We start from the raw sequence: 2,521 nt of genomic DNA, 5'->3' as shown, positions 1-2,521 counted from the left end.
CACGCTCCCTCGCCACAACAGCGTTCGACCTGAAATCGGGAATGCACTGACAGAGGTCAGCACGACCTCGCCAAACCCCAACTAGACTGACCTTATCGCCCCCCCGACAAGGCCGTCGCCATGATCTCGATGTCTGCATTCCACGCCATGCTGGTGCCGATCATCGCCGGCATGATCCTGCTGGCCATCGGCTTCAACTTCCGCGACAAGAACGTCGGGGTCTTCGCCATGTGGATCGGCATGCTGCTGATCCTCGCCACAGTGGTGTTCAAGATCCTCGCCAAACTCAACGAGTCGCTCTGACTTCGCCTCAGGTCGCGGACGATTGCTCCGGCACATCGACGCCGACATGAATCGCATCGTGGCGCCAGAACTCCAGGTCGCAGTCGATCAGCCGCTGGTGCTGGTCATAGTTGACCCGGGCGATCCTCAGTCCGGGGCTGCCCACCGAGACTTTCAGCGCCGCCGCGGCTTCCGGCTGCAGCGAGGTGGGTACGATCTCGAACTTCACCCGACCGTAATGCAGGTCGTAATGCCGGGCGTACAGCTCGGTCATCGATTGGTTTAGATCGAACTCGAGGATGTCCGGAAAATACTGTGGGTTCAGGTAGTGCTCGACGTACAGCACCAGCCGCTCATCGATACGCCGGGCGCGGCAGATCTGGATCACGCTGGACAGTGCAGGCAGCTGCAACCAGGCACACACGGCCGCCGAGGCCGGTTGCAGGCGCGCGGAAATCACCTGGGTCGAAGGCACCCGCCCTTGAGCGGCGACCATCGCATGGAAGTGGCTGCGTTGCATCAGGTTGTAGGCCAGGCGTGGTGGCGAGACGAACCAGCCCCGGCGCTCTTCCCGATAGATCTGCCCCTGAGCTTCAAGCTGCAACAACGCTTCGCGCACGGTGATCCGTGTGGTCCCGAACAGCTCACTGAGTTTGCGCTCGGCCGGCAGCTTGCTGCCGGCCGCCAGCAACCCGTGATCAAGCTGCTCTTGCAGGACCTGGCCGATGGTTGTCACCGCTTTGGTTGCATCGATGCGCATCAACGTTACCTATCTGGACTAGACCAGCACTGTTTTCGGGCAAGTTCGATTTTGCGTCGCCCCTGTTTTCGTTCCTGCAAGCCTAGGCACCGCACATGACTGACAGATGACAGCGGCGCTGAACGGTCGGTGGACACGCCCTGCAAAATTATAGCCAGATCCTTTCATATCAGGCGTTTAAGCATGGTCTACGCTTAATTCGCAGCCAATGCGCAGGCACCTGATCGTGATTGAACGCTCCACCACAGACATCAAATTGTCACAGGGCTCGCCTAAATTGGCTCAGGTATTGCTGACCTAGACCAACACAACCGCAATCGCAGCGTAGAAAACACCCATAGGAGCTTCGGATGAAACAGCTTTTCCTGGCATCACTGTTAGGCTCGACCATTGCCATGTGCACCGCCGCCATGGCCGCTGATACCGATCTGAAAACGTTGGAAGCCGCTGCGAAAGCGGAAGGCGCCGTGAACAGCGTCGGCATGCCCGATGACTGGGCGAACTGGAAAGGCACCTGGGAAGACCTGGCAAAAAACTACGGCCTCAAGCACGTCGACACTGACATGAGCTCGGCCCAGGAAATCGCCAAGTTCGCCGCCGAGAAAGACAACGCCAGCGCCGACATCGGCGACGTAGGCGCGGCCTTCGGCCCGATCGCGGTCAAGCAGGGCGTGGTCCAGCCCTACAAGCCAAGCACCTGGGAACAGGTCCCGGCGTGGGCCAAGGACAAGGACGGCAACTGGGCGCTGGCCTACACCGGCACCATCGCGTTTATCGTCAACAAGAAGCTGCTGCACGGCTCCGACGTACCGACCAAGTGGGCCGACCTGAAAACCGGCAAATACAAGGTTTCCATCGGTGACGTGAGCACCGCGGCTCAAGCCGCCAACGGCGTGCTGGCAGCGGCCCTGGCCAACGGTGGCGACGAGAAGAACCTGCAACCGGCCCTTCTGATGTTCGCCGAGATCGCCAAGCAAGGCCGCCTGTCCATGGCCAACCCGACCATCGCCACCATGGAGAAAGGTGAGGTCGAAGTCGGCGTGGTCTGGGACTTCAACGGCCTGAGCTACAAGGCCAAGATGGCCAACCCGGATGACTACGTCGTGCTGATCCCGTCCGACGGCTCGGTCATTTCCGGCTACACCACCATCATCAACAAATACGCCAAGCACCCGAACGCCGCCAAGCTGACCCGTGAGTACATCTTCAGCGACGCCGGCCAGATCAACCTCGCCAAGGGCAACGCCCGTCCGATCCGCGCCGAACACCTGACCCTGCCGGAAGAGGTCAAGGCCAAGCTGCTGCCGAACGAGCAGTACAAAGGCGTGACGCCGATCAAGGATGCTGATGCGTGGGAGAAAACCTCCAAGGCGCTTCCGCAGAAATGGCAGGAAGAAGTGATCATCAATATGCAGTGAGGCGGTAATTAGCCCGCTCGGATATCCGATGCAAATCCCCTGTGGGAGCGGGCTAATTACC

Annotated in this window: 3 protein-coding genes; 2 read left to right on the top strand and 1 reads right to left on the bottom strand. The window is 60.1% G+C overall.

The genetic code is table 11. The features are described 5' to 3' along the window. Positions 1-120 precede the first annotated feature (120 nt). Positions 121-303, top strand: coding sequence for a hypothetical protein (locus RGM2987_RS00275; protein WP_245138119.1), 183 nt, complete (start codon positions 121-123; stop codon positions 301-303). Between the two features lie 7 nt (positions 304-310). Here RGM2987_RS00275 and RGM2987_RS00270 read toward each other — a convergent pair whose 3' ends face one another. Further along, on the bottom strand, positions 311-1,042 hold the full coding sequence (locus RGM2987_RS00270) for a UTRA domain-containing protein (RefSeq protein WP_245138118.1): 732 nt from the start codon (positions 1,040-1,042) through the stop codon (positions 311-313). A gap of 350 nt (positions 1,043-1,392) precedes the next feature. Here RGM2987_RS00270 and RGM2987_RS00265 point away from each other — a divergent pair, with 350 nt between their 5' ends. After that, entirely contained in the window at positions 1,393-2,460 is a 1,068-nt protein-coding gene (locus RGM2987_RS00265) for an ABC transporter substrate-binding protein (protein ID WP_245138117.1), read from the top strand. Positions 2,461-2,521 lie beyond the last annotated feature (61 nt).

This window comes from Pseudomonas sp. RGM2987, from assembly GCF_022952855.1.
Taxonomy (GTDB): domain Bacteria; phylum Pseudomonadota; class Gammaproteobacteria; order Pseudomonadales; family Pseudomonadaceae; genus Aquipseudomonas.
Note: the sequence above shows the minus strand (reverse complement) of the source record. Positions and strands in the feature narration are given on the sequence as shown.